Origin of the sequence: Streptomyces sp. NPDC056361 (assembly GCF_042262805.1) — a bacterium.
In the GTDB taxonomy this organism is placed as follows: Bacteria; Actinomycetota; Actinomycetes; order Streptomycetales; family Streptomycetaceae; genus Streptomyces.
Window position 1 is genome coordinate 1 of the sequence record NZ_JBHJQI010000155.1, and the last position, 20,064, is coordinate 20,064.

A 20,064-nucleotide genomic window follows, 5' to 3' on the forward strand; every position below is an offset into this window, starting at 1 on the left:
CTCCGCGGCCTCCTCCTCGGCACCGAGATCGGCAACAACGGCTGGATCGCCGTCGCCTGGTGCCTCGGCCTCACCGTCCTCGGCTACCTCTGGTCCAAGTCGGTCTTCGACCGCGACCCGAAGTGACCCGGAGCGCACCTCACCCCCGCCCCGGGGCGGCGTGGACCGACGAACCGTCGGCCTACGCCGCCCCGGCGGCGTCCGCCCCGTCGCTCCCCTTCCGCCGGGCACGGGCCCCCCGCACCGCCCGCACCACCCTGGTCGTCCCGTACCCCAGCACCCACGGCAGCACCGTGATGCCCAGGACGTACACGAGGAGGTAGCCGATGAGGTCGTCGGTGCGCGTCGGCTCGCTCCACGGCATCAGCATGGCGACGGAGGAGACCCCGACGGGCACCAGCGGCAGCAGCACCGACCACGACCTCGCCCGCCAACCGGGCCGCAGGGCGCAGCACACCCCCATGCCGCCCATGACGAACGGACCGAACGGAACCCACAGCACGACGGGGACGAACAGCAGCGCCCACCATTCGTCCGAATACCCGAACATCATCGAAGCCCCCCTGTGACCGTGCGCCGAACCTCCGGCACGAGCCCGGGAGCGTGGGCACACGCTCCCTCGTCCCGAGACGCCGGGCGGATCCGGTCCAGTTCTCGGCGATTGGCCTTGGCCTACCGATTTCCGGCCCTTGTACGGTCGGTGACATGCGCATCCGAATCGTCGACGCCTTCACCGACCGGCCGTTCTCCGGCAACCCCGCCGGAGTCCTGCTCCTGGACTCCTTCCCGGACGACACCTGGCTCCGGGAGGTCGCCGCGGAGGTCAACCTCTCCGAGACGGCCTTCGCCCACCCGCTGCCGGCCGGCGGGGACGCGGACTGGGCCCTGCGCTGGTTCACCCCCACCACCGAGGTGGACATGTGCGGTCACGCGACGCTGGCCACGGCCCACGTCCTGCACACCACCGGGAAGGCGAGCGGCACCGTCCGCTTCGCGACCCGCTCCGGTGTCCTCGGCGCCACCGCCGCGGCGGACGGCACGATCACCATGGACTTCCCGACCTCGTCCCTGACGCCCGTCCCTGTGCCCGACGGCCTGGCGAAGGCCCTCGGTGCCGAGGTCGTCGCCGTCCACGACACGGCCGCCCACATCGGCGACCTGGTCGTCGAACTGCGCGACGAGGCGACGGTCCGCTCCCTGACCCCGGACTTCGCCGCCCTCGCGGCGCTCTCCTCGCGGGGCGTCATCGCCACCGCGGCCGCCGAACGCCCCGACAGCGGCTACGACTTCGTCTCCCGCGGCTTCTTCCCCGCCGTCGGCATCGACGAGGACCCGGTGACCGGCAGCGCCCACACGGCCCTCGCCCCCTACTGGGCGGCCCGGTTCGGCCGCGAGGACCTCATCGGCTTCCAGGGCGGCGCCCGCACCGGGCTCGTCCACACCCGCCTGCGCGGCGAGCGCACCCTGCTGACCGGCCGTGCCGTGACGGTCATCGACGGCGACCTGCACGCCTGACGTACGGAACCACCGGGGGCGTACGACCGATCCGGCCGTACGCCCCCCTCCTCACGCCCCTCTCCTCGCTCCCCGCTCCTCACGTCCCTCTTCCGCCGCCCGCCCCGGTCACCCCGTGGGTCACCCCGTGGGCAGCCACCCCACCTTCCCGGCGAGCAGCCCGTACCCGACGAAGGCCACGATGTCGAGCAGCGCGTGGGCCACGACCAGCGGTCCGACCCGACCCCAGCGGCGGTAGAGGAGGACGAACACCACGCCCATCACCACGTTGCCGAGGAAGCCGCCGATGCCCTGGTAGAGGTGGTAAGAGCCGCGCAGCACCGCACTCGCCACCAGCGCGGCCATCGGGGTCCACCCCAACTGGCCGAGCCTGCGCAGCAGGTACCCGACGACGATGACCTCCTCCAGGACGGAGTTCTGCACCGCCGAGAGGATCAGTACCGGGTACTTCCACCACACCTCGGGCAGCGACTCCGGCACCACGGTCAGGTTGAACCCGGAGGCCCGTGCGGCCAGGTAGAAGGCGAGGCCCGCGCTCCCGATCCCCGCGGCGACCAGGGCCCCGCGGCCTAGGTCGGGCCACGGCCGGGTCCGGTCGAAGCCGATGGCCCGCATGCCGGCGCCCTCGCGCATCAGCAGGTGGGCCACGAGGACGACCGGCACGAGCGCGGAGGCGATGCCGAAGAGCTGCCAGGACAGGTCGAGCCACGGCCGCCCCGGCGCGTACGAGCCGTTGAGCGTCGCCGCCTGCTCCTTCAGCGCGCCCGGCTTGGTCAGGGAGCCGATGAAGCTGATGAGCGACGACAGCGCGCTCGCGCCGAGCGAGAGCGCCAGCACGATCAGGGTCTCGGAGCGCAGCACCTTGCGCGGCAGACCGCCCGGGGGCAGGGAAGCGTCCCTCACGTATTGCTCCGACACCACACCTGTCTCCACTTCCCGTCGCGGGCGCACGCCGATCCGGCGGCCTCGTCCGGACGGGTCGGCCCCGGTCCGGACGCGACCACCTTGACATGATCACCCATGGTCCGCCGGGAAACCCGAGGGGGCGGACGGGTCTCGGGGACGGGGAGGGTGCCGTCGGCGTCAGTCGATGCCCACGGGCCAGGTGTGCACGGGCTCGCCCTCGTGCATGAGTGTCCGGTAGCGCCGGGTCGTCGCCGCGAGCGCGGCCTCGCGGTCGAGGCCCGACTCCAGGGCCTGGTGGAAGGTGTCGGCCTGCCAGGAGGCGCCGTTCACCCGCCGCAGGCACCGCTGCTCGATGATCCCGAGGTAGTGGTCGCGGTCCGCCGGCTCGATGTGCCAGGCGTCGAGCCCCGCGGCGGCCAGCGGCAGCAGCTCGTCGAGGACGAGCCGTACGGCGGGCACGGTGGCGATCCCGCCCGCGCGGCCGGTCCGGGGCCAGCGCAGTTCCGCCTCGATGCCGTGGCGGCAGGCCGCGTCGAAGTTGGCCTCGGCGTCCTCGAAGGTCATCCGCTTCCACACCGGCCGTGGGTCGTCGGCGAGCGAGCGCACGAGGCCGTAGTAGAAGGCGGCGTTGGCGATCACGTCGGCGACGGTCGGGCCGGCCGGCAGGACGCGGTTCTCGACGCGCAGGTGCGGGACGCCGTCGACCCAGCCGTACACCGGCCGGTTCCAGCGGTAGATCGTGCCGTTGTGCAGGACGAGTTCCTGGAGGCGCGGCACCCCGCCGTCGTCGAGGACGAGGAGCGGGTCCTCGTCGTCGCATATGGGCAGCAGGGCGGGGAAGTAGCGGACGTTCTCCTCGAAGAGGTCGTACACCGAGTCCACCCACCGCTCCCCGAACCAGGTGCGCGGCCGGACGCCCTGGGACTGGAGCTCGGGCGGCCGGGTGTCGGTGGCCTGCAGGAAGAGCGGTGGCCGGGACTCGCGCCACAGCTCGCGGCCGAAGACGAACGGCGCGTTGGCACCGAGCGCGATCTGGACGCCCGACACCGCCTGCGCCGCATTCCACACGGCGGCGAACCGGGCGGGCGTCACCTGCAGGTGGAGCTGCACCGAGGTGCAGGCCGCCTCGGGCACGATCGACTCCGAGGTGCAGAGCAGGCGTTCGACGCCGTGGATGTCGAGCGTGAAGTCCTCGCCGCGGGCGGCGAGGATCTGGTCGTTGAGGAGCGTGTAGCGGTCGGCGGCCGACAGGTTCTCGAAGACCAGGTCGCTCTGCGCGAGCGTGGGCAGTATGCCGATCATGACGACGCCCGCGTCGAGTTCGGCGGCCTTGCGGTCGGCATATCCGAGGCCGGTGCCGATCTCTTCCGCGAGCCGGTCGAATACGCGCCCGCCCAGCTGGTGGGGGGCGATGTTCACTTCGAGGTTGAACAATCCGAGTTCGGTCTGGAAATCGGCGCTCGCGATCTTTTCGAGAACGGGCGCGTTGAGCATGCGGGGCAGTCCGTCGGGACCGGCGAGATTGAGTTCGATCTCCACGCCCATGAGATTGCGCGGCCGGTCGAACCTCTTCTCCGCCAGCAGTCTCGCGAGTCCCGCGAGACACTGCTGGAGCTTTCTCCGGTACTGCTGCCGGTCGGACGGGCCGAACCCGTCGGCCACGACCTTCTCCCCCATCGAAGCGTCCCTCCCCGAGTGGACAGCCGCCCTCGACGGCCGCGTGTCAGGGACCATGATGCCCACCCCGCTGATCCACAACGCCTGCGGATGCGGGCCGTCGGACGATAGGCTGGACGGAGTGCTCCACCGGCACATCCCGAGGTCACGGAACAATCGACATATACCAATGTCCTATTGCCGGGGAACTCGGAGTCGGACGGGGTCGGAATTCGGCCGTCCGACTCCGCGCGAGAATCGCAGGTGAGAGCGGCGGCAAGGTCACGATTCCGCTTCAACTCCCCTTGATTACGGCCTGATGACGCCTTGCCAGGAATATCGGCGACGTCTAGCGGAAACACTGTGTGAACACGTGTCGTATAAACTCCGCGGACGAGGCAGAGTGTTGGCGCCCGGCCATGGCCTCATGGCCCCTCTCTGGCCCCGCCGCCGACAGCGCCGTCGTACCTGCCCACGCATCACCGTGTCTCCTGAGTGAGAGGCGACCCACCATGCTCCGACCCTCCCCGGCCCCTGCGCCGGCCCTCCGCAGTGTCCTCGCGGCCCTCGGCTCGCCGACAGCCGTCCGCGAGGCCCGAACGCCCGCCCTCCGGGCCGCGCAGGGACCACTGAGCCCCGAACGCCCGCTGCCCGTGCACGTCCTCGGCGTCGCCGGAGCACCGGGGATCGCCCCCCGCACCCGGCTCGCCGGCTGGCGCTTCCTGATCCGCCACGGGGACCGGGCGATCGCCGCCGCGGACACCATGCTCACCCCGGACGGCTGGACGTTCTCGCACTTCTTCGAGGGGCCGTACGTCACCGCCACGGAACGGGCCCTGCTCCAGGCCGAGGCGCTGCCCGTCGCGTACGAACCAAGGCTGCTCTCCGTACCGGAGCTCTACATGCTGACCCTCTGGCTGCACGCCGGCCCGGACTCCGAAGGCACCGCCGTCGCCCCGGCCGCGGCCGACCTGATGGTGCCGCTCGCCCCCGCGCCGCCGGGGATCGCGGCCCACCGGGCCTACCAGGTCGCCGACCTCCTGCCCGTCCTCAGTACGCGTCTCGCGCCGCCGCCCCTCCTGGGCTCGGCGGCGCCCGCCTGATCCACCGCACGCGCCGCCCCGCCCCGTGACCCGGTCGGGTCACGGGGCGCACTGCTGTCCGGGCCGCACTCCCGAACGGAGCGCCCGAACACCCCTCCCGTACGGACTAGCCCGCTCGGACCACCCCGAACCACCCGAAGAGACCGTGCAGTTGACCTGAACCGCCCCTGCGGGTGATGCGTCTTCCCCGGAGAGGACGAGCTGCCGCGAAATACCTGCGGATGACCGTCCGTAGGGCAACACTGGGATCGGAACCGAACCGACCGACGGGGGCGGCGATGAGCGCGAAGAGCCGCAGGACATCCACTACGACGCAGCGAGAGAACCCACCCATGTGCCAGCACCAGCCTGCCTGTCCGACCGCCGACTCCGCCGACAGGGAGGCGGCCCGACTGATGGCACACCACCCGGAGCAGGGCTGGAGCCTGCTGTGCAACGGCGTCCTGCTCTTCGAGGACACCGGCGAACTGCTGCCGGACGGGCAGATCATCGCCCCGCACCGTCCGCTGACCGCGGGTCAGGTGACCACCGCCGCCTGAGCGGGCGGCGCCACCGTTCGAGGGAAACGCCGAGGGCCGGCCCGGAGGAGATCCTCCGAACCGGCCCTCGGCTCGTGCTCAGTTGTCGTACTCGTCCATCGGCGGGCAGGAGCAGACCAGGTTCCGGTCGCCGAAGGCACCGTCGATGCGGCGCACCGGCGGCCAGTACTTGTCGGCGGCCGAGACACCGGCCGGGAAGACCGCCTCGTCACGCGTGTACGCGTGGTTCCACTCGCCGCCCAGCGCGGCCGCGGTGTGCGGCGCGTTGTGCAGCGGGTTGTCGTCGCCGGGCCACACGCCCGAGGCGACCTTCTCGATCTCGCCGCGGATCGCGATCATCGTGTCGCAGAAGCGGTCGAGCTCGGTGAGGTCCTCGGACTCGGTCGGCTCGATCATCAGCGTGCCGGCCACCGGGAAGGACATCGTCGGCGCGTGGAAGCCGTAGTCGATGAGGCGCTTGGCGATGTCGTCGACCGTCACGCCCGTCTCCTTCGAGAGCGGACGCAGGTCCACGATGCACTCGTGGGCGACCAGGCCGGCCGGGCCGGTGTAGAGCACCGGGAAGTGCGGCTCCAGGCGCTTGGCGATGTAGTTCGCCGCGAGGACGGCGACCTGGGTGGCGCGCTTGAGGCCCTCGCCGCCCATCAGGCGCACGTACGACCACGAGATCGGCAGGATGCCCGCGGAGCCCCACGGGGCGGCCGAGATCGGGCCGACGCCGGTCTCCGGGCCCGCGGTGGGCTGGAGCGGGTGGTTCGGCAGGTACGGGGCGAGGTGGGCGCGGACGCCGACCGGGCCGACGCCGGGGCCGCCGCCGCCGTGCGGGATGCAGAAGGTCTTGTGCAGGTTCAGGTGCGAGACGTCGCCGCCGAACTTGCCCGGCTTGGCCAGACCGACCAGCGCGTTGAGGTTGGCGCCGTCGACGTACACCTGGCCGCCGGCGTCGTGGACCTCGGCGCAGATGTCGGCGACGTGCTCCTCGAACACGCCGTGCGTGGACGGGTAGGTGATCATCAGCACCGACAGCTCGTCGCGGTACTGCGCGATCTTGGCCCGCAGGTCCTCGACGTCGACCTCGCCGTCGTCGGCGGTCTTCACGACGACGACCTTCATGCCGGCCATCACCGCGGAGGCGGCGTTGGTGCCGTGCGCGGAGGACGGGATGAGGCAGACCGTGCGCTGGAGGTCGCCGTTGGCGCGGTGGTAGGCGCGGACGGCGAGCAGGCCGGCCAGCTCGCCCTGCGAACCGGCGTTGGGCTGGATCGACACCTTGTCGTAGCCGGTGACCTCGGCGAGGCGCTCCTCCAGCTCGGTGATGAGCGTGAGGTAGCCCTGCGCCTGCTCGACCGGGGCGAACGGGTGGATCTGGCCGAACTCGGGCCAGGTCACCGGCTCCATCTCGGTCGTCGCGTTCAGCTTCATCGTGCAGGAGCCGAGCGGGATCATGCCGCGGTCCAGCGCGTAGTCGCGGTCCGCGAGCTTGCGCAGGTAGCGCAGCATCGAGGTCTCGGAGCGGTGCGCGTGGAAGACCGGGTGGGTCAGGTACGCGTCGGAGCGCAGCAGCGCGGCCGGCAGCGTGTCCTCGGTGACCAGGTCCAGCGCCTCGATGTCGGCGGTGACGCCGAAGGCGCCCCACACGGCGGCGAGCTGCTCGCGCCCGGTGGTCTCGTCGCACGAGATCGACACGAGGTCGGCGTCGACGCGGTGGAGGTTCACGCCGGCCTCGCGGGCGGCGGCCACGACCTCGTCGGCCTTGCCCGGGACGCGGGCGGTGAGGGTGTCGAAGAAGGCGCCCTGGGTGAGCTCGACGCCCCCGGCGGTCAGACCCGCGGCGAGGATGGCGGCGTAGCGGTGCGTGCGCTCCGCGATCTGCTTCAGGCCGTCCGGGCCGTGGTAGACGGCGTACATGCCGGCCATGACGGCGAGCAGCACCTGAGCGGTACAGATGTTGCTGGTGGCCTTCTCGCGGCGGATGTGCTGCTCGCGGGTCTGCAGGGCCAGGCGGTACGCGCGGTTCCCGTCGGCGTCGACGGACACGCCCACGAGACGGCCGGGCAGGGAGCGGGCGTGCTTGTCCTGGACGGCCATGTAGCCGGCGTGCGGACCGCCGAAGCCCATCGGCACGCCGAAGCGCTGCGTCGTTCCGACGGCGATGTCGGCCCCGAGCTCACCGGGCGAGGTGAGCAGCGTGAGCGCGAGCAGGTCGGCGGCGACGGTGACGATCGCACCCAGCTCGTGGGCGGCGTCGATCAGCGGCTTGATGTCGCGGACGGCACCGGAGGCGCCCGGGTACTGGAGCAGCACGCCGAAGACGCCGCGCTCGGCGACCTCGGCGGGGATGCCCTCGCTCAGGTCGGCGACGACGACCTCGACACCGGTCGGCTCGGCGCGGGTCTCGATGACGGCGATCGTCTGCGGCAGGGCGTCGGCGTCGATGAGGAAGACGCCGTTCTTGACCTTGCCGACGCGGCGGGACAGCGCCATGGCCTCGGCGGCGGCGGTGCCCTCGTCGAGGAGGGAGGCGCCGGAGGTGGGCAGACCGGTCAGGTCGGCGACCATGGTCTGGAAGTTCAGCAGGGCCTCCAGGCGGCCCTGGGAGATCTCCGGCTGGTACGGCGTGTACGCCGTGTACCAGGCCGGGTTCTCCATGACGTTGCGCAGGATGACCGGCGGGGTGAAGGTGCCGTAGTAGCCCAGGCCGATCATCGGGGCGAGGACCTGGTTGCGGTCGGCGAGCGTGCGCAGCTCGGCGAGGACCTCGGCCTCGGTACGGGCGGCGGGCAGGCCCAGCGCCTCGGCGTTCTTGATCACGTCCGGCACCGCGGCGGCGGTGAGCTCGTCGAGCGAGCCGTAACCGACCTGGGCGAGCATCTTGGCGCGCGCCTCGGCGTCGGGCCCGATGTGCCGCTGCTCGAACGGGATGCCCTGTTCGAGCTCGGAGAGCGGAGTGCGGTTGGCGGTCATGTACGGAGGCCTCCTGGTCGTCACGACCTGCGAGGGGCACCACGGCGCGGGTACCCGGACGGCCTCCCCCTCTGTCATCTCAACCTGAGAGTTTCACCGGCACGCCGCAGGGCACGCCGGCTTTCACCGTCGGTGAGAGCGCGTGCCGCCGGGGGCACCGCTCTGCTTTCCAGAGTGACCTCGTCCGCGCGGTACAGGGGCCTGAGAGATTCCGGGGAGGATTTGCTCCTTCGGCGCCCACCGGAAAGGTTTCTCCGGGGGACTCTCCCGCACAGGGTCGACAGCCACAGCCAGCCTACCAGCGCGGTTGTGGGTTCCTTCGCTCAAGTGGCCGACATCCCAGTTGTGCACTTTCGTAGGGGTGTAGAGCAGTTGCGACCAGTTGGAGGGACCGTGCAGACCGACATCGATCCGCGCAGCCTGATCGGCCGCAAGGCGTTCGACCGGAACGGACACAAGATCGGCACCGTGGACGAGGTGTACCTCGACGACGCGACCGGCATCCCCGAATGGGCCGCCGTTCGCACCGGCCTCTTCAGCAGGGACGCCTTCGTCCCCCTGGAGCCCAGCGATCTCCTCGCCGACGGCCTCCACATCCCCTACGAGCGATCACTCATCAAGGACGCCCCCGACTTCGGCGTCGGCCGCCACCTCTCCCCGGAGCAGGAACTCCAGCTCTATCGCCACTACAGCCTCACCCTGCCCCCGTCGCCCGCCGACTACCCCGACACCGACTTCGGCCGCCTCGCCGGCCAGGACGGCACCTGACCCCCGCGCTCCCGCCCGGGGCCCCTTGCACAGCCGCACAGCACACAGCACCAGCCGCGCCGCCCCACCCGCGCCCGCCCGCGCAGGCGGCGCGGGTGGCGCGGGTGGCGCGGGACGCGTCCACCGAGGCCGCCCCCGGCCGCCCGAGACCGCCCACAGCCGTCCCAGCCAGGCCAGGGGCCGCCCCACCACGGCCGCCCTCACCCCACCAACGGCAGCGGCTCCCCCTCCTCCAGGTCCGGGTCGTCCACCGCGAACGTCCGGACCCGCCCCGGCACCGCCGACCCAGGCTCCTCGAACCGGACGGTGACCCGCCCGACCCCGCTGCCCTGCACCCAGCCGGCCCCGTACACCGCGTGCCGTACGTCACGCCCGGGCGCCCAGTGCCGCTCCACGGGCCCGGCAGCCTCTCCCCCGCCCTCCGCACCCGGCGCATCCCCCACGCTCGCCACAGGGGCCCCAGCAGCCGCAGAGGAGCCCTCAGCCCCTTCCGCCCCCTCCTCCGCATCCGAACCCTCACCCGCCCCCGTGGACGCCCCCGGCCCCACGCCCGCACCCGCCTGCGCGAACAGGTCCTCCTGCGTGTAGTCCGCGAGCCCGCTCACCCCCACCCCGAGCAGCCGCACGCCCCCGGTCGTGTCCACGGCCTCCAGGAGGCGCCCCACCGCCTCCCGTACGACGCCGGGGTCGTCCGTGGGCCCCCGCAGCGTCTCCGACCGGGTCAGCGTCGAGAAGTCGTACCGCCGCACCTTGAGGACGATCGTCCGCCCCGAGTGCCCCGAGGCCCTCAGCCGCCCCACGCACCGGTCGGCGAGCCGCTCCACCTCGACCCTGATCCGCACCCGGTCGTGCAGGTCCACGTCGAACGTGTCCTCGACCGACACCGACTTCGCGTCCCGCTCGGCCACCACGGGCCGGTCGTCGTACCCCTGGGCCATCCGGTACAGCGAGGTCCCGTGCGCACGCCCCAGGAGCCGTACGAGCTCGTCCTCGCCCGCCTCCGCGAGATCGGACACGGTGGTCATGCCGGCCCGCCGCAGGTGCTCCCCGGTCGCGGGCCCGACCCCGGGCAGGATCCGCACGGACCTCGGCCCCAGCAGCTCCCGCTCGGTGCCCGGCTCGATGAGCACGAGCCCGTTCGGCTTGGCCTCCTCGGACGCGATCTTCGCGATCATCTTCGAGCCCGCGAGCCCCACGGACCCCGTCAGCCCCGTCGTCGCCAGGATGTCGGCCCGCAGCCGCTCCCCCGCCGCCCGCGCGCCCGCACTGTCGTCGGCGACGCCCCCGGCCTCCAGGTCGACGAACGCCTCGTCCAGGCTGAGCGGCTCCACGAGCGGCGACAGCCGGCCCAGCAGCTCCATCACCTGCTCGCTGATCGACCGGTAGAAGGTGAATCGCGGCACCAGATAGGCGGCGTTCGGCGCGAGCCGCCGGGCCTGCCCCATCGGCATCGCCGAGTGCACCCCGAAGCGCCGCGCCTCGTAGGAGGCCGTGGCGACCACGCCCCGCGGCCCCAGACCGCCGACCACGACGGGCTTTCCGCGCAGGCTGGGTTTCGCCGCCTGCTCGGCGGCGGCGAAGAACGCATCCATGTCGAGATGCAGGATCGTCGGCGCGGCTCTCACGGTTCCGATGCTGCCCTACGCCACTGACAACGGCCCCGCACCGAGTCGGCGGGGCCGCGAAAGCCAGGATTCCGTTCAGACGGCCTTGTCGCGCCGCCGCCTCGCGAGCTCGTCCCCCGGGTTGTGCCCGACGAGCGTCTCGCCCGTGTCGACGCGCTCCCCGTGCAGCTGCGACAGCGCCGCCTCGACGTCCCGCCACACCACCCCGACGGCGATGCCGAAGACGCCCTGCCCGCCCTGGAGCAGGTCGACGACCTCGTCCGGCGACGAGCACTCGTAGACCGTGGCCCCGTCGCTCATGAGCGTCATCCGCTCCAGATCGCGGAAGCCCCGGGCACGCAGGTGCTGCACCGCGGCCCTGATGTTCTGCAGCGCCACCCCGGTGTCGAGGAAGCGCTTGACGATCTTCAGCACGACGACGTCGCGGAAGCTGTACAGCCGCTGCGTCCCCGACCCGTACGCGGGCCGCACGCTCGGCTCCACGAGCCCGGTGCGCGCCCAGTAGTCCAGCTGGCGATAGGTGATCCCGGCGGCCGCGCAGGCCGTCGGTCCGCGATAGCCCACCGCGTCGTCCGCCGCGCCGGCACTCGCGTCCGTCCCGAAGTCGCCCACACTGCCGTGAAGCGGATACGGACCGCTCTCCCCGGACACACGTCCGAGCGAGCTTCCTGCCGTACCGTCCGCGCTGCTCATCACGCCGACCCTCCGTCCTTGACCTGCCCACACGAAGGTAGGCAGTCACCAGGGGTGCGTCAACGATCGCCACACTCGGCACGCCGAGTGATAATCACCCTGAGAGTGGTTTCCCTAAACTCTCACCGGGGAAAGGCTACTCGAATGCTCTGACAGCACCCCGCGAACGGCCTCCGGCCGCGGCGTCGCGCCTCACTGGCTGTTGGTCCCGAAGTCCTCCGGTGAGATCTGGTCGAGGAACTCGCGGAACTTCTCCACCTCGTCCTCCTGCTCATCCGGAATCGCGATGCCGGCGTCGTCCAGCACACTGTCACTGCCGAAGATCGGCGTCCCGGTCCGCAGGGCCAGCGCTATCGCGTCGGACGGGCGCGCGCTCACCTCGACGCCGCTGGCGAAGACCAGCTCGGCGTAGAAGACCCCGTCACGCAGATCCGTGATGCGGACTTCGGTGAGCTCCTGGCCCACGGCCTCCAGCACGTCCTTGAACAGGTCGTGCGTCAGCGGCCGCGGCGGCGCCATCCCCTGCTGGGCGAAGGCGATCGCGGTCGCCTCCCCCGGTCCGATCCAGATGGGGAGGTACCGATCGCCTCCCACTTCACGCAGGAGCACGATCGGCTGGTTGGAGGGCATTTCCACCCGGACACCCACAACGTCGAGCTCGTTCACACAGCAACCCTAGGACGTGCCCGACCGGTTTGGATAGTCGGGCCCTCCCGGCGTCACTGCAGCCGGATGCCCAGAGCCGTCTGCACCAGCGCCGCGTGCAGCCGTACGGACTGCGCGGCGAGTTCCTGCGCGGTGGCCTCCGCATGGGCCCTGGTCTGCGGATTCCGGTGCCGGCGCAGCGGCGCGACCACCTGTTCGATGAGCCCGGCCTCCCGATCGGCGGCGGCCTTCACGGCCCGCAGGTGACGGGGTTCCAGACCGAATCTCCCCAGATCCGCTACGAGTCTGGCGACCGTCACGCTCTCCGCGTCGTAGCCTCCGCCCTCCGTCTCGGCGATCAGACCGTACGACTCCCATTCGGCGAGCTCGGTCTCGGTCACCTCGGCGGCGGCGATCAGCTCTGCCCGCCCGATCCGCGCAGCGGTCGGCGGCTCCGCGTCCTGCTCCCAGGCACCCTCGACGAGGTCCCGCCGGCGCCCGGGCGCCGGAAGCTTGATCTGCTCCCCGCGGGCGAGCGCGTCGAGGTGCTCACGGATGACCTTCAGCGGAAGGTAGTGGTCCCGCTGCATCCGCAGGATCTGGGCGAGCCGCTCCACGTCCTGCGGGCTGAACTTCCGGTATCCGGAGGCCGTCCGCCGGGGCTCGACCAGCCCCTCGGCCTCCAGGAACCGGATCTTGGAGATCGTCACTTCGGGAAATTCGTCGCGCAGCTGGTTCAGCACCGTGCCGATGCTGACCAGCCGGTCGCCCGCGGTGGCGGTGCCGGATCCGGCACCGCCCGTCGGTGTTCGCAGCATGAACCTTCCCTGAAGGGCTTCTCCGAGGCGTCACACGCCTCGCTGGCTCGAGTAGAAGACCAGCCGGTACTTGCCGATCTGCACCTCGTCGCCGTTGGACAGAACGACCGAGTCGATCGGCTCACGGTTGACGTACGTGCCGTTGAGGCTGCCGACGTCGGCGACGGTGAAGCTGCCGTCCTGCGCCCGGCGGAACTCGACGTGGCGCCTGGAGACCGTGAAGTCGTCCAGGAAGATGTCGCTCTGCGGGTGACGGCCGGCCGTGGTCAGCTCACCGTCGAGCAGGAAGCGGCTGCCGGAGTTCGGTCCCCGGCGCACCACGAGGAGCGCGGAGCCCAGGGGCAGCGCCTCCACGGCCGCCAGCGCCTCGGGAGAGAGCGACGGCAGCTGCGTCTGGCCGGTGACCTCGGCGTCGTACGCCTCGAGGCCCGAGATGGAGATCGTCGACGTCGTCTCCGACGCGCGCTCGGCGGCGACCCCGCCCCGCAGCGGCGTGCCGCAGTGGGAGCAGAAGCGGCTGTCGGCCGTGTTGCGGTGACCGCACCTCGTACACACCGGCATGGACGCGTCCTCCTGTCGCGGCATCCCCGCGGAGGTCTGTGTCGCGTACGGATCGGGGGTAAACCCTCCACCCGTACCTGAGGTTGATGGTTCTCCGAAACCTATGCGGGCGGCCCCGGCGTGGTCAACAGACGACGCGCCCTGAGTGCCCGAAATGTCACCGCCGCCGACCTCATCGCGGAACAGCGGGCGTTCGCCGCCCTGCTCCTCCTCCTGGGCGTGGCGCGGCGCGCGGTGCCGGGCGTTGCCGCCGTCCTCGCGTCCGCTCTTGCCGAACAACTTCGCAAAAAAACTCACGGGCGATTCCCCTTGACCGAAACAGACCCGCCCGTGGGGCAGGACGAACCGAAATCCATCACACCTGCCGACCCGGACACCTTCACAACGTCCGTATCCTCCGGACAGTTTCCACCACGCACCACCGTTGTGGTGCGCCGACCCCCCGCAACGCCGTGCCCTTGTCGCGGGACCCCCTCGTCCCCTCTCACTGCGAGGACGACTGAGCGTAGTCAGGCCGCTTCGCGGGTCGCAAGGCGTCGACGACGATCTTCGCCGACCGCTCCACCGTGGCCGTGGCCTGCTCCTTCTCCAGGGTCTGCACGACACCGCCGGGAATGTTGAGCGCGGGCTCGAGATCCTCCGGCTTGCCGATGACCTTGAAGACGTACGGAGCACCCACCTTCGTTCCATCGATTCGCATGTCTTCACCGCTGCCGGTGAAATAACTGTCCGCGACCACTCGCACACCGTTGACCTGGATCGCCTCGGCACCCGCCGCGCGCAGCTCCTGGATGGCGTCGAGCAGCATGTCCGACTCGACGGCACCGCCGGGGTCGCCGATGGTCAGGGTGATGCCGGGCCCCTGGGCGGCGACGGTGCCGGCCAGGATGCCGAGCTGCTGCTCCTTCTCCTGGGTCTGCTTGCGCGCCTCCTCGGCCTGGTCCGAGCTGGACTCCAGCTCGGAGCGCTGCTTCTCCAGGCGGGCCTGCTCGTCCTCCAGGCGCTGGGTGCGGTCGTCGAGCTCGTCGAGGATCCGCACCAGGTCCTCCTGGCGCGCCCCGCGCAGGGCGCTGTTCTCACTGGTCGAGGAGACCTGGATGGCCAGCCCCAGACCGAGGACGAACAGCAGGAGCGCCACGATGAGTTGGGCCCGCGTCACCCGCGGCGGCCACAGCGCGGAGGCCAGCCTCCGCCGCCCGCTCGCCTCGGCCCCGGGTACCGCGGCCGGCGGCACCGACACCGGGACGTCCTCGCGCACGGCGCCGTCCTCCGCGGAACCTTCCGGCACCGCGGACCCGGCGTCCGGCTTCCCGGCGCCCTCGGCCTTCCGCGGCTCCTCCGGCACCCGCCGCTCGGGCGTCCGCGGGCTCTCGGCACCGCCGACACCCTCGGAGTCCTCCGGCTTCTCGGCGATCTCCGGGTTCTCGGAGACCTCCGCGTCCTCGGGGATCTCGGGGTTCTCGGGATTCTGGGAGTTCTCGCTCATCGGCCTCACGCCCGGAAGACATGGCGCCGGATGGCGGCCGCGTTGGAGAAGATCCGGATGCCGAGCACGACGACCACACCGGTCGACAGCTGCGCGCCCACGCCCAGCTTGTCGCCGAGGAAGACGATCAGCGCGGCCACCACCACGTTCGACAGGAACGACACCACGAAGACCTTGTCGACGAAGATGCCGTCGAGCATGGCCCTCAGGCCGCCGAACACCGCGTCGAGGGCGGCGACCACGGCGATCGGAAGATAGGGCTCGACCACCGCCGGAACCTCGGGACGGACCAACAGTCCGACCACGACTCCGACGATCAGGCCCAGTACGGCGATCACGATGTGCCCTTCCCTGTGTCGGCCGTGGCCCGACCGGACGGCGTCGCCGCCCCGGCCCCCCTCGGCTCTGCGGTACGTACGGTCAGACTCGGCGCGGCCGGCAGGCTCACGTCGCCCTCGGCCGAGATGCCGCTCCTGATCCCGAAGTTCTCCACCAGCGCGTGCAGGTACTGCCCGTCGGCGCTGTCCTGGAACGCGGTGCTCAGCCGCTGCCCGTCCCCGATCGCGAGGACGGTGTACGGCGGCACCAGCGGCCGGTTGTCGACCAGTATGGCGTCGCCCGCGGCCCTGATCGCGGACAGCGACGTCAGCCGCTGCCCGTTGATCGCGACGGCCTCGGCGCCCGACTCCCACAGCCCGTTGATCACGCGCTGCATGTCCCGGTCGCGCACCCGGCCCGTGTCGGAGAAGCCGCTGCTCTCCCTCGGCCCGCCGCCACCGCTGTCGGTGCCCTTGGCATCGTCGATCACGAGCTTCACGCCGGGTCCGTGGACCGCGGTCGCTCCCGAGAGCAGCGCCACGAGCTCGGCCTGGTCGCCACCGTGCTGCTGCAGCGCCTGCCGCTGGCGGTTCCCGACCTCGCTCCGGATCCGCTCGATGTCCTGCTCCAGCCGATCCGCGTTCGAGGTCTCCGCCTCGATCCGGTCGATCAGCTCCTGCCGCTCCTTGGCGACGACCGGCGCGGAGATCCGCGCCTCGGCCGCGCCGACGGTCACCACGGCGGCCGCGAGCACCAGGCCGGCGGCGACACCGAGCTTGGCACGCAGGCTGCGGGGCAGCCCGCCTCCGTCGGCCGCGCGCCGGGCCGTCGCCTCGGCGTAGCCGTCGTCGAGCGCATGGTCTATCACGTTGTTCAGCAGCGACATCGACGCGTCCGGGCGCGGCGGCGGTGATCCGGTGCTCCGAACGGGGGGCTGCTGCGACATGCCGCACATCGTCGCACGTCGCACGGCATACCGCCGAATGCCCCCCGTCTCAGGCCGGGAGACGCCCCGCGGGCGCCTCCCGGCCTGACACTCCGATCCGTCAGCGACCTGCGCTGTCGACCACCTCGGCCCACTCGTCGAGCAGTGCCTGGGCGGAGGCGTCGTCGGGCCCCTCCGCCCACAGATGGGTGACGGCCTCGGCGGGGTCGGGCAGCACCATCACCCAGCGCCCGTCCGCCTCGACCACCCGTACTCCGTCGGTGGTGTCCACGGACCGGCTGCCCGCCGCCTCCACCACCCGGCGCATCACCAGTCCCTTCACGGCCCACGGGGTCGCGATGTCCTTCTTGAGGACGTGCGCCCGCGGGATCCGCGCGTCGATCTGGCTCAGCGTGAGCTGCGTCCGCGCCACCAGACCGATCAGCCGCACGAACGCGGCGGCCCCGTCGAAGACGCTGCTGAACTCGGGCACGATGAACCCGCCGCGCCCGTCACCGCCGAAGATCGTCGACTCCTCCCGCCCGACCCTCGTGAGGTCGTCGGGCGAGGTCGTCGTCCACTCCACCTGCGTGCCGTGGTACGCGGCGACCTGCTCCGCGATCCGCGTGGTCGTCACCGGCAGCGCGACCCGCCCCGACCGCCGCTCGGCCGCCACCAGGTCGAGCATCACCAGGAGGGCGCGGTCGTCCTCGATGATCCGCCCCCGCTCGTCCACGAGCGAGAGCCGCTCACCGACCGGGTCGAACCGCACCCCGAACGCGGCCCGCGCCGACGCCACGATCTCCCCCAGCCGCACGAGCCCGGCCCGCCGGCTCTCGGCCGACTCGGTGGGCCGCGACTCGTCGAGCCCGGGGTTGATCGTCAGCGAGTCGACCTGGAGCCGCCCGAGCAGGCTGGGCAGCACGAGCCCCGCACTCCCGTTGGAGGCGTCCACCACGACCTTCAGTCCCGCCTCGGCGATCCCCGAGGTGTCGACGTTCCTCAGCAGCGAGCCGGTGTACGAGTCGAACACGCTCGCCGGGAACGACAGGTCACCGATCTCCCCGGGGAACGCCCGCCGGTACTCCTGCCGCGCGAACACCCGGTCGAGCTTCCGCTGCCCGCCCTGCGAGAGGTCCGCACCCCGTTCGTCGAAGAACATGATGTCCACGGAGTCCGGCACTCCGGGCGAGGTCCGCACCATGATCCCGCCGGCGCTTCCCCGCGCGGTCTGCTGCCGCGCCACCGGCAGCGGCACGTTCTCCAGATCCCGTACGTCGATGGCGCTTGCCTGCAGCGCCGAGATCACGGCCCGCTTCAGCGCCCGCGCACCCCTGGAGTGGTCGCGCGCGGTGGTGACCGTCGCCCCCTTCTTCAGGGTCGTGGCGTACGCCCCCGCCAGCCGCACGGCCAGCTCGGGCGTGATCTCCACGTTCAGGATCCCGGAGACGCCCCGCGCCCCGAAGAGATGGGCCTGTCCCCGGGACTCCCAGATGACCGAGGTGTTGACGAAGGCGCCGGCCTCGATCGTCTTGAACGGATACACCCGGACGTTGCCCTGCACGATCGATTCCTCACCGATCAGGCACTCGTCCCCGATGACGGCCCCGTCCTCGATCCGGGCGGCCCGCATGATGTCGGTGTTCTTCCCGATCACACAGCCGCGCAGATTGCTCTGCTGGCCGATGTACACGTTGTCGTGCACGACAGCCTTGTGCAGGAAGGCGCCGCTCTTCACGACGACGTTCGAGCCGATGACGGTGTGCTCACGGATTTCGGCACCGGCCTCGACCTTGGCGTAGTCGCCGATGTACAGCGGCCCGCGCAGCTCGGCCTCCGGATGCACCTCGGCACCCTCGGCGACCCAGACCCCCGGTGAGATCTCGAAGCCGTCGATGTCGACCTGGACCTTGCCCTCCAGGACGTCGGCCTGGGCCTTCACATAGCTCTCATGGGTGCCGACGTCCTCCCAGTAGCCCTCGGCGACATAGCCGTAGATCGGCTTGCCGTCCTTCATGAGCCGCGGAAAGACATCTCCCGACCAGTCCACCGGAACGTCCGCCTCGACGTAGTCGAAGACCTCGGGCTCCATCACGTAGATACCCGTGTTCACGGTGTCCGAGAAGACCTGGCCCCAGGTGGGTTTCTCCAGGAAGCGCTCGACCTTTCCCTCTTCGTCGACGATCGTGATCCCGAATTCCAGCGGATTCGGCACCCTGGTCAGACAGACCGTGACGAGGGCGCCCTTCTCCTTGTGGAAAGCGATCAGATCGGTCAGGTCGAAGTCGGTGAGCGCGTCACCCGAGATGACGAGAAAAGCGTCGTCCTTCAACGCTTCCTCGGCGTTCTTCACACTTCCCGCTGTACCGAGTGGCTTCTCCTCGTTGGCATACGTGAGCTCCATCCCGAGCTCCTCGCCGTCGCCGAAGTAGTTCCTGACGAGTGAGGCGAGAAACTGCACGGTGACGACGGTCTCGTTGAGACCGTGCCTCTTGAGCAGTCGTAGGACGTGCTCCATGATCGGCCGGTTCACGACCGGCAACAGAGGCTTGGGCATGCTCGAGGTCATCGGGCGAAGGCGTGTTCCTTCGCCACCGGCCATCACGACGGCCTTCATGTCGGAAGCGTCCTCCTTGAAGAGACGACGGTCCTGCCGACTTCACCTGTCCGCTAGTAGCCCTCGGATGTCCTCGTTGTTGCCGGCGACGCTGCTCGACACAGGACGGACGGGCTCAATCGGCCGATGTATCCGCCTTCACGAGTCGACGGACCTGGACCACGTAGAGGATCCCTGCCCACCAATACAGAGTTGTACCCCATCCGGCGAAGGCCCACCCGAAAACTTCAGCGAGTGACGACAGCCAGCCCGTTCCGTCACTGAGAAGCAGCAACGGGAACGCGTACATCAGGTTGAAAGTCGCAGCTTTCCCGAGGAAGTTCACCTGCGGCGGCGGGTAACCGTGCCTCCGGAGGATTCCCACCATGACCAGCAGCATGGCCTCGCGCGCCAGAAGCGCGGCGGTCAGCCACAGCGGCAGGATCTCCCGCCAGGTGAGTCCCACGAGCGTCGACAGGATGTACAGCCGGTCGGCGGCCGGATCGAGCAGCCGGCCGAGGTTGCTGATCTGGTTCCAGCGCCGGGCGAGCTTGCCGTCGAGATAGTCGCTGACACCACTGAGCATCAGGACGAGGAGCGCCCACCCGTCACTGTTGGGCCCGCCGAACTCCGGACGGAGAATCAGCCACAGAAACAGCGGCACGCCAGCGAGGCGCGCCATGCTGAGAATGTTGGGGATGGTGAGGACCCGGTCCGTCTGAACGCGAGTCTCCTGGACCTCCACCCGGGGGCCTCCTGCTGGGCTGGTGCCGACATTGCCCCCCGACCTTACCCTCAGCCACCCCCTCCCCCCGCACGGGGTCCCTTCCGCCACCACAACGCAAAAATGCCTCAACCCCCGGACAAAGTCCGGGGGTTGAGGCTAATGATTGTTCGGCGGCGTCCTACTCTCCCACAGGGTCCCCCCTGCAGTACCATCGGCGCT

18 protein-coding genes, 1 pseudogene and 1 riboswitch are annotated in these 20,064 nt (G+C 70.9%); of the genes and pseudogenes, 5 read left to right on the forward strand and 14 right to left on the reverse strand.

Going from position 1 to position 20,064, the window contains the following annotated elements:
• Window positions 1-126 (forward strand): annotated as a pseudogene (locus tag ACFCY7_RS33965) (ABC transporter permease); the annotation flags it as partial.
• A 55-nt stretch (window positions 127-181) separates the two neighbouring features.
• On the opposite strand, the gene ACFCY7_RS33970 reads toward ACFCY7_RS33965, so the two are convergent.
• Window positions 182-553 (reverse strand): hypothetical protein, encoded by a 372-nt coding sequence (locus ACFCY7_RS33970; RefSeq protein WP_376489922.1) that lies wholly within the window; start codon window positions 551-553, stop codon window positions 182-184.
• Between the two features lie 152 nt (window positions 554-705).
• On the opposite strand from ACFCY7_RS33970, the gene ACFCY7_RS33975 reads away from it, so the two are divergent.
• Window positions 706-1,515 (forward strand): PhzF family phenazine biosynthesis protein, encoded by an 810-nt coding sequence (locus ACFCY7_RS33975; protein ID WP_376489923.1) that lies wholly within the window; start codon window positions 706-708, stop codon window positions 1,513-1,515.
• Window positions 1,516-1,635: 120 nt separating this feature from the next.
• On the opposite strand, the gene ACFCY7_RS33980 is transcribed toward ACFCY7_RS33975, so the two are convergent.
• Window positions 1,636-2,418: a CPBP family intramembrane glutamic endopeptidase gene (locus ACFCY7_RS33980; protein ID WP_376489924.1), complete on the reverse strand. Its 783-nt coding sequence runs from the start codon at window positions 2,416-2,418 to the stop codon at window positions 1,636-1,638.
• A gap of 180 nt (window positions 2,419-2,598) precedes the next feature.
• Window positions 2,599-4,098, reverse strand: coding sequence for a glutamate--cysteine ligase (locus ACFCY7_RS33985; RefSeq protein ID WP_376489925.1), 1,500 nt, complete (start codon window positions 4,096-4,098; stop codon window positions 2,599-2,601).
• A gap of 491 nt (window positions 4,099-4,589) precedes the next feature.
• Here ACFCY7_RS33985 and ACFCY7_RS33990 point away from each other — a divergent pair, with 491 nt between their 5' ends.
• Together ACFCY7_RS33990 and ACFCY7_RS33995 are read left to right on the forward strand one after the other, a co-directional pair.
• Window positions 4,590-5,180: a hypothetical protein gene (locus ACFCY7_RS33990; protein WP_376489926.1), complete on the forward strand. Its 591-nt coding sequence runs from the start codon at window positions 4,590-4,592 to the stop codon at window positions 5,178-5,180.
• Between the two features lie 332 nt (window positions 5,181-5,512).
• Complete coding sequence (locus ACFCY7_RS33995) at window positions 5,513-5,719, forward strand: DUF5999 family protein (RefSeq protein ID WP_017238438.1); 207 nt, start codon at window positions 5,513-5,515, stop codon at window positions 5,717-5,719.
• 78 nt (window positions 5,720-5,797) lie between these two features.
• Here ACFCY7_RS33995 and gcvP read toward each other — a convergent pair whose 3' ends face one another.
• Entirely contained in the window at window positions 5,798-8,683 is a 2,886-nt protein-coding gene (gene gcvP / locus ACFCY7_RS34000; RefSeq protein WP_376489927.1) for an aminomethyl-transferring glycine dehydrogenase, read from the reverse strand.
• A 179-nt stretch (window positions 8,684-8,862) separates the two neighbouring features.
• Window positions 8,863-8,963, reverse strand: a riboswitch (glycine riboswitch).
• Between the two features lie 113 nt (window positions 8,964-9,076).
• Here gcvP and ACFCY7_RS34005 point away from each other — a divergent pair.
• Entirely contained in the window at window positions 9,077-9,451 is a 375-nt protein-coding gene (locus ACFCY7_RS34005) for a PRC-barrel domain-containing protein (RefSeq protein WP_376489928.1), read from the forward strand.
• A gap of 200 nt (window positions 9,452-9,651) precedes the next feature.
• On the opposite strand, the gene ACFCY7_RS34010 is transcribed toward ACFCY7_RS34005, so the two are convergent.
• The 10 genes from ACFCY7_RS34010 to ACFCY7_RS34055 form a co-directional block, all read right to left on the reverse strand.
• Window positions 9,652-11,076 (reverse strand): DNA polymerase IV, encoded by a 1,425-nt coding sequence (locus ACFCY7_RS34010; protein ID WP_376489929.1) that lies wholly within the window; start codon window positions 11,074-11,076, stop codon window positions 9,652-9,654.
• 75 nt (window positions 11,077-11,151) lie between these two features.
• A complete protein-coding gene (locus tag ACFCY7_RS34015) occupies window positions 11,152-11,769 on the reverse strand; it encodes a MerR family transcriptional regulator (RefSeq protein ID WP_376489930.1) in 618 nt (205 codons plus the stop codon).
• A 192-nt stretch (window positions 11,770-11,961) separates the two neighbouring features.
• The gene (locus tag ACFCY7_RS34020) at window positions 11,962-12,435 is read right to left on the reverse strand and encodes a bifunctional nuclease family protein (protein WP_376489931.1); all 474 of its coding nucleotides are present in this window, start codon (window positions 12,433-12,435) and stop codon (window positions 11,962-11,964) included.
• 53 nt (window positions 12,436-12,488) lie between these two features.
• Window positions 12,489-13,232, reverse strand: a complete 744-nt coding sequence (locus ACFCY7_RS34025) for a MerR family transcriptional regulator (protein ID WP_376489932.1) — start codon at window positions 13,230-13,232, stop codon at window positions 12,489-12,491.
• A 30-nt stretch (window positions 13,233-13,262) separates the two neighbouring features.
• The gene (locus tag ACFCY7_RS34030; RefSeq protein WP_376489936.1) at window positions 13,263-14,198 is read right to left on the reverse strand and encodes an FHA domain-containing protein; all 936 of its coding nucleotides are present in this window, start codon (window positions 14,196-14,198) and stop codon (window positions 13,263-13,265) included.
• A gap of 79 nt (window positions 14,199-14,277) precedes the next feature.
• The gene (locus ACFCY7_RS34035; protein WP_376489933.1) at window positions 14,278-15,279 is read right to left on the reverse strand and encodes a DUF881 domain-containing protein; all 1,002 of its coding nucleotides are present in this window, start codon (window positions 15,277-15,279) and stop codon (window positions 14,278-14,280) included.
• A 5-nt stretch (window positions 15,280-15,284) separates the two neighbouring features.
• Window positions 15,285-15,617 (reverse strand): small basic family protein, encoded by a 333-nt coding sequence (locus ACFCY7_RS34040; RefSeq protein WP_015032176.1) that lies wholly within the window; start codon window positions 15,615-15,617, stop codon window positions 15,285-15,287.
• Window positions 15,614-16,543, reverse strand: a complete 930-nt coding sequence (locus ACFCY7_RS34045) for a DUF881 domain-containing protein (RefSeq protein WP_376489934.1) — start codon at window positions 16,541-16,543, stop codon at window positions 15,614-15,616. The genes ACFCY7_RS34040 and ACFCY7_RS34045 overlap by 4 nt, the downstream gene beginning before the upstream one ends.
• 100 nt (window positions 16,544-16,643) lie before the next feature.
• Window positions 16,644-19,139 carry a sugar phosphate nucleotidyltransferase gene (locus tag ACFCY7_RS34050; RefSeq protein ID WP_376489935.1) on the reverse strand — a complete coding sequence of 832 codons (2,496 nt, stop codon included), beginning with the start codon at window positions 19,137-19,139 and terminating at the stop codon, window positions 16,644-16,646.
• 115 nt (window positions 19,140-19,254) lie between these two features.
• Entirely contained in the window at window positions 19,255-19,863 is a 609-nt protein-coding gene (locus ACFCY7_RS34055; protein ID WP_367827872.1) for a CDP-alcohol phosphatidyltransferase family protein, read from the reverse strand.
• Between the last annotated feature and the right edge of the window lie 201 nt (window positions 19,864-20,064).

Excerpts from the sequence above, each read along its gene's own strand:
- gcvP (WP_376489927.1), bottom strand. The coding sequence starts at position 8,683 with ATGACCGCCAACCGCACTCCGCTCTCCGAGCTCGAACAGGGCATCCCG.
- ACFCY7_RS33995 (WP_017238438.1), top strand. The coding sequence starts at position 5,513 with ATGTGCCAGCACCAGCCTGCCTGTCCGACCGCCGACTCCGCCGACAGG.
- ACFCY7_RS33985 (WP_376489925.1), bottom strand. The coding sequence starts at position 4,098 with ATGGGGGAGAAGGTCGTGGCCGACGGGTTCGGCCCGTCCGACCGGCAG.
- ACFCY7_RS34025 (WP_376489932.1), bottom strand. The coding sequence starts at position 13,232 with ATGCTGCGAACACCGACGGGCGGTGCCGGATCCGGCACCGCCACCGCG.
- ACFCY7_RS34035 (WP_376489933.1), bottom strand. The coding sequence starts at position 15,279 with ATGAGCGAGAACTCCCAGAATCCCGAGAACCCCGAGATCCCCGAGGAC.
- ACFCY7_RS33990 (WP_376489926.1), top strand. The coding sequence starts at position 4,590 with ATGCTCCGACCCTCCCCGGCCCCTGCGCCGGCCCTCCGCAGTGTCCTC.
- ACFCY7_RS33970 (WP_376489922.1), bottom strand. The coding sequence starts at position 553 with ATGATGTTCGGGTATTCGGACGAATGGTGGGCGCTGCTGTTCGTCCCC.
- ACFCY7_RS34015 (WP_376489930.1), bottom strand. The coding sequence starts at position 11,769 with ATGAGCAGCGCGGACGGTACGGCAGGAAGCTCGCTCGGACGTGTGTCC.
- ACFCY7_RS34045 (WP_376489934.1), bottom strand. The coding sequence starts at position 16,543 with ATGTCGCAGCAGCCCCCCGTTCGGAGCACCGGATCACCGCCGCCGCGC.
- ACFCY7_RS34050 (WP_376489935.1), bottom strand. The coding sequence starts at position 19,139 with ATGAAGGCCGTCGTGATGGCCGGTGGCGAAGGAACACGCCTTCGCCCG.
- ACFCY7_RS33975 (WP_376489923.1), top strand. The coding sequence starts at position 706 with ATGCGCATCCGAATCGTCGACGCCTTCACCGACCGGCCGTTCTCCGGC.